The sequence below is a fragment of the Candidatus Neomarinimicrobiota bacterium genome (assembly GCA_034716895.1).
Lineage (GTDB): Bacteria > Fidelibacterota > UBA8477 > UBA8477 > JABMPR01 > JABMPR01.
The window spans coordinates 22,795-29,123 of record JAYEKW010000191.1; the positions used below are offsets into that span (position 1 = coordinate 22,795).

Consider the following 6,329-nt stretch of genomic DNA (forward strand, 5'->3'; position numbering starts at 1 on the left):
GCATTTTTATTGAATCAATTGTGTGAAAAAGAACCTAATATGAATATTCAGCAACTGACATTTAGTATTAATCATTTTACTTGCAAAGTATCGTGCAAATAAAAACAAACTGATTATATTTAATTAAGTTATGGATAAAATACTTGCAAATAATGGGTATATGCTGATGGATAAATTTATTTAAGAGAGTTTGCATCACCACCAAATTTAGACCAAAATGAGGGTGTTAGGGCAATGAGGGTGGAAATGAATAACGCTAATATGTACCCTCCAGTATTTTGGACATATCCTCATACACAAGACTCCCTAAACGTTATTTTGTTTAATGGAGAGCGGGCATCAGAGTGGGAAAAGGTGAACTCCTATTTAGAGGAGCAAGGGGGGTACATTAATAATGCCAAGGTTCGGGAGTTGACTGGGCTTACAGACAGATCTGCTGTCTCAAGATTGCTTAAAAAGTGGGTTGAACGAGGATTTTTAAGGAAGTATCAACCATCGGCTGGTGGATATAAGAATGTTAAATATGCTCTTAATAGCTCTGCTCCAGACGTAAAAGGAATAACCGAATAAACAACTGATGGCGTCACTCGTAAAGAAACACAACAAATATTACACCCGCGTTCGGCTTCCCGACCGTAAAGAGAAAGCCATATCATCCAATAAAAGTTGCTGGAAATAAGATGGAGCTGCATACATTGAAATCCCCGATTTATAAATCGAAGGGCAATTCAAGGAAGTATTCTGAACGGTAACATTTCCCGATGTTGGATGGATAGTATAAATTGGACATGGGAATGATATTCACATGGAAATATTATGAGTAAAATAAAAATCCTACACACCTCAGACTGGCACCTCGGTCGCTCCCTTTACGGCCGAAAACGCTATGATGAATTCTCTGCATTTTTGGACTGGCTTAGCGCCACTATTGAGAGCGAGCACATTGATGCCTTACTTATCGCTGGGGATGTTTTTGATACCAGTACCCCCAGTAACCTGGCACAGAACTTATATTATCGATTCCTGAGTAAGGTTTCTAACTCATGTTGCCAACATATTGTCGTCATTGCAGGAAACCATGATTCACCATCATTCCTGAATGCCCCAAAAGAACTGCTACGGGCATTAAGTGTTTATGTAGTTGGCGAGGGATCGGAGAATCCTGAAGATGAAGTCATCGTGTTGCAGGATAAACACGATCTTCCAAAAGCCATCGTTTGTGCTGCACCCTACTTGCGTGATAAAGATATCCGTACCGTAGAATCAGGGGAAACATTTGAAGATAAAAATGCCAAACTTGCTCTCGGTCTAAAAAAACATTATGCAGATGTTTGTGACTTGGCAGAACAAAAGCAATCAGATTTTCTGGATAGTGATCATCTTGATGTGCCAATTATCGCCATGGGACACCTCTTTACATCAGGTGGCAAGACCATGGATGGAGATGGAGTCCGAGATCTATACATTGGTAACTTGGCGCATTTAGGGACTGACGCCTTTCCTGCTTCAATTGATTACCTGGCTCTTGGACATCTTCACATTCCCCAGAGGGTAGGGAAAACGGAGCATATCCGTTACAGCGGTTCCCCAATCCCCATGGGCTATGGTGAAGCCAAACAAACCAAGCAGGTAATCGTAGTAGAATTTGACGGAAAGACACCCACAATACATGATATAAAGGTGCCCTGCTTTCAGCCTTTGGAAAGAATTGTTGGTTCCCTCGATGAAATTCATTCTAGGATAGAGCAATTGAAACAAGCTGGAAGCAATGCCTGGTTGGAGATTGAATATACCGGTTCTGATTTAATCGGAAATCTACGAGAAACGTTCGAAACAGCCTTGGCTAATTCTGAACTGGAAATTCGCCGAATCAAGAATCAGAGAATGTTCAAAAAGGTGCTGAACGCCACCAAACAAAATGAAACCCTTGATGACCTGAATGAGCAGGATGTGTTCGAGCGGTGTCTGGATACTTTTGATATTCTTGTTGAGGATCGTAAGGAGTTGATCTCCTCCTACAATGAAATAATTATGAGCTTACAGGAAGAAGATAAAAATGCAGAATAATGAAGACACACAAAAACAGGAAACATCCCAAGGACAGTTCCTGGTCTATCAGACGGAAAATGGAGATGTAAAGCTGAATGTTCGCTTTGAGGATAATTCAGTCTGGATGACCCAGCAAATGATAGCTGAACTCTTCCAAACGACAAAACAAAACATCAGTCTTCATATCCAAAATATTTTTGATGAGTATGAATTATCACCGGATCGAACTGTCAAGGAATACTTGACAGTTCGATCCGAGGGTAAACGTAAAGTAAACCGTCAGTTAGATTATTATAATTTGGATATGATTATTTCTGTGGGATACCGGGTAAAAAGTCAAATAGCAACCCGCTTTCGCATCTGGGCTACAAAACAGTTGACCGAGTTTATCAAAAAAGGTTTTGTTCTTAATGATGAGCGCCTGAAAGAACCTGGAGCTGGCCGTTACTTTGAAGAGCTGTTGGCTCGCATCAGGGATATTCGTTCTTCGGAGAAAATCTTTTGGCGCAAAGTGTTGGATATCTACGCCACGAGTATTGATTATGATCCTCAATCAGATGCTGCCAGGGTGTTTTTCAAACAGATTCAAAACAAAATGCACTGGGCTGCTCATGGTCATACAGCTGCAGAACTGATTTATGGTCGTGCCGATGCAGGGCAAGCGAATATGGGGGTTACAAATTTCTCTGGAAACAAGCTGCTCAAGCGTGATGTCGAAATTGCCAAGAATTACCTCAATGAAGCAGAATTATCGATTCTTAATCGCATGGTGACAGCTTATCTGGAAATCGCTGAAATTCAGGCTTTGAATCAGATTCCCATGACCATGCAGGACTGGGTCAAACGTTTGCAGCAGTTTTTAACTATGACCGGAAGAGCGCTACTTACCCATACCGGGAAGATCAGCCATGAAAAAGCTATAAAAAAGGCTCATGAAGAATATGAAGCATTCCGCTTAAAGCAGCTGAACCAGCCAACAGAAGCTGAAAAACATTTTATTGAAGCCGAACAAAAATTAAAGCTGATCGAGTCAGCAGTTAAACAAAAGCCTCCAGTCAGTGATAAGCAGCATGAAGATTCTTGAACTCAGATTTAAAAACCTTAACTCACTCTATGGTGAATGGCTCATAGATTTTACAGACCCGGAATATGTAACAAATGGAATCTTTGCCCTTACCGGACCCACGGGAGCTGGCAAATCAACAGCCCTTGATGCTATCTGTTTAGCCCTTTATGGCCACACCCCAAGGTTAGGAAAAATTACAAAAAGTGGTAATGAGATTATGTCCAGGCAGACTGGAGAGTGCTATGCTGAAGTGCTTTTTGAATCCAGTTCAGGTCGGTTTCGCTGTCACTGGAGTCAGCACCGCGCTCGAAAATCTGCCAGTGGTGATTTGCAGAGTCCACAGCATGAAATTTCTGAAGGTATTGAAAATGGTCAAGTGATTGAGAGTCAGCTGAGGAGTGTAGCCACAGCCATAGAAGAAAAAACCGGAATGGATTTTGATCGTTTTACCAGATCCATTCTGCTTGCTCAAGGTGGATTTGATACATTTCTCAAAGCAAATATTGAAGAGAAATCCAAAATTCTTGAACAAATCACCGGAACCAAAATCTATACGGAAATATCAAGGCGGGTGCATGAACGTCAACGAGATGAGCGTGATAAACTCAACATCCTACAAGCAGAAACAGCTGGTATAACTATTCTGGAGAAGGAGCAGGAAAAAGAGATTCAACAAGACTTTGAGGCAACGCAGAAACAGGAAAAGGAACTAATCGGTAAAGCAACCAAAACAGACAAAGCCATAACCTGGCTTACCGCCATTGAGAGTTTGAAAAAAGAAATCCAAAGCCTTACACAGGAAGCTGGTAAGCTGCAGACCGATATTGAGGTTTTCAAACCGGAACGTGGCAAACTTGAGCAGGCCATAAATGCCGCTTCACTGGATGGATCCTATGCAACACTCACTGCAACCCGAAAGCAACAATCAGGCGATCAGACATCTCTGGAGGCTGAGGAAAAGGCACTTCCTGAACTGGAGGTCTCCGCAAATACACAAGCTGAATCCCTGAAGGCAGCCGAACAACTCACCCTCAAGACTAAAAAGGATCTGAAGGCAGAAGCACAGGTGATTCAAGAAGTTCGTTCTCTCGATGAAAAAATTGCGGATCAGGCCAAAGCAGTTTCAGAAAGTGAAGCGAGCTGCAAGAAAGATGCGACAAAGATTGATGCAGATAAGCAGTCTCAAATTAAAGAGCAGACAAAGCGATCCGAGACTGAAAAAACACAGAAAACTGCAGAACAATATCTCAAAGAGCATGCACAGGATGAGTGGCTGATTAGTGGTCTGGCCGGTATTGAAGAGCAGTTTAATAATCTGCTCGCCAGACAAAGGGAGATCGCTCAGAAAGAAACTGATTTCAAGAATGTTGATACGGCCTCGGAGGAGGCAGTAAAGAAACATAGTGCTGCTGCAAAGCAATGCACTGCCAGCAAGAAAGAGCTTGAGGAAGCAGCAACAAAGCTTCAGCAAGGAAATGAAAGCTTAGCTGAATTGCTGGGGGATCAACTGCTTCGGGAATATCGTGCTGAAAAAGAAGCGCTTCAAAAGGAAAAAGAATACCAGGCAAGAATCGCTGCGCTTGAAGAGCACAGGACTAAACTGGAAGACGGTGAACCCTGTCCTCTTTGTGGCTCAAAAGAACATCCTTTTGCCGAAGGGAATGTTCCGGTATCCGATGAAATTGAGCAGAAGATCGAAACGCTGACCAAGCTGATCACTAGGACTGAGGATCAGGAAGCGACCATCAAGAACCTGGAAGAGGTGGAAGCTGTTGCCCGTAAGAATTTAAATGAAATCGAGAAGTTGGAAACCAGGGCAGCCAATGATAAGCAGGTCGCTGAGAAAGCCCTCGCGGAGTTGAAGGGTGGTCTCAAAATACTTCGGACTGGCTTCGAGAAATTGAAGCTGGCAGTATCCCAAAAGCTTCAGCCGCTTGGAATCACTGAAATACGGGAAGGACAAGTATCAGCACTGCTTGAGTCTCTCAAATCACGACTGAATGCGTGGCAGGAACAGATCAGTAAAAAGGACGAAACTGGAAAACAGGCGGCAACCATCGATACTGAAATAAATCATCTGAATGCCGTGATTGAAACTCAAAGCAAAGCCCTGACTGAAAAGCAGGAAAGTCTGGAGCGGTTGAAGGGTGAATATTCCTCAAAAATGGATGATCGGAAGAAATTATATGGTGACAAATTTCCTGATGATGAAGAAGATCGCCTGAATAAAGCCGTTGCAGATGTAGAGGATGCAGAAAAGACAGCCAGAATCCTGAATACTGAGCTGCAGCAGAATTTCAACACAGCAAAAGCACAGGTCGAATCCCTGAAAAAGCAGATTGAACAGAGACTGCCGGAACTGAAAAAAGCGGAAACTGACTTCTCGTCAGCACTTGAACCGGCTGGATTTTCAAATGAGAAGCAGTTCCTTGAAGCCAGACTGACGAATGAAGAGCGGGAAGCATTGTCTTACAGGGCAAAGGAGCTGGACAATGCTCAAACGGATCTTGTGGCCAGACAAAAAGATCGGGAGACCCGCTTGGCCACTGAAACGACCAAAAAGGTTACTGACAAATCCCTTGATGAACTGGAACCGCAATTGAAGGCGCATGAAGAATCACTGAAAGCGCTGCGAGACACAATTGCCAGTCTCAAACACCAGCTGAGTGAGAATATAGCTGCCAAGGAACGGATAAAGGAAAAACAGGCGGTAATTGAAGCTCAAAAGACTGAGTGTCGCCGCTGGGGGAAACTACACGATCTTATTGGATCAGCTGACGGTAAAAAATATCGTAATTTCGCTCAGGGATTGACTTTTGAGCTCATGGTATCGCATGCCAACCAGCAGCTTGAAAAAATGACAGATCGATACCTGTTGATCCGTGATGATAAACAGCCGCTTGAATTGAATGTTGTGGACAATTATCAAGCTGGTGAAATCAGATCCACAAAAAATCTATCAGGTGGTGAAAGTTTCATTGTGAGTCTGACACTTGCTTTAGGGTTATCAAAAATGGCTAGTCGGAAAGTTAGAGTAGATTCGCTCTTTCTAGATGAAGGCTTTGGTACATTGGATGAAGAGACCTTAGAAACGGCATTGGAAACCTTATCTAGTTTGCACCAGGACGGGAAGTTAATTGGCATTATCTCGCATATTCCTGCGTTAAAGGAAAGAATAAGCACACAGATCAGTATTGACCCTATCTCTGGTGGA

General features: G+C 42.9%; 4 protein-coding genes. All 4 read left to right on the plus strand.

The genetic code is table 11. The features are described from left to right. Window positions 1-246: 246 nt before the first annotated feature. Entirely contained in the window at window positions 247-570 is a 324-nt protein-coding gene (locus tag U9Q77_11495) for a hypothetical protein (GenBank protein MEA3287980.1), read from the plus strand. 255 nt (window positions 571-825) lie between these two features. Next, window positions 826-2,067 (plus strand): exonuclease SbcCD subunit D C-terminal domain-containing protein, encoded by a 1,242-nt coding sequence (locus U9Q77_11500; protein MEA3287981.1) that lies wholly within the window; start codon window positions 826-828, stop codon window positions 2,065-2,067. Continuing rightward, the gene (locus tag U9Q77_11505) at window positions 2,057-3,133 is read left to right on the plus strand and encodes a virulence RhuM family protein (GenBank protein MEA3287982.1); all 1,077 of its coding nucleotides are present in this window, start codon (window positions 2,057-2,059) and stop codon (window positions 3,131-3,133) included. The genes U9Q77_11500 and U9Q77_11505 overlap by 11 nt, the downstream gene beginning before the upstream one ends. Next, window positions 3,120-6,329, plus strand: a 3,210-nt coding sequence (locus U9Q77_11510) for an AAA family ATPase (GenBank protein MEA3287983.1), incomplete at its 3' end; no start/stop codon positions are given. The genes U9Q77_11505 and U9Q77_11510, both read left to right, overlap by 14 nt.

What these genes read in the sequence shown, in the direction of transcription:
- U9Q77_11495 (MEA3287980.1), top strand. Translation starts at nt 247, where the DNA reads ATGAATAACGCTAATATGTACCCTCCAGTATTTTGGACATATCCTCAT.
- U9Q77_11505 (MEA3287982.1), top strand. Translation starts at nt 2,057, where the DNA reads ATGCAGAATAATGAAGACACACAAAAACAGGAAACATCCCAAGGACAG.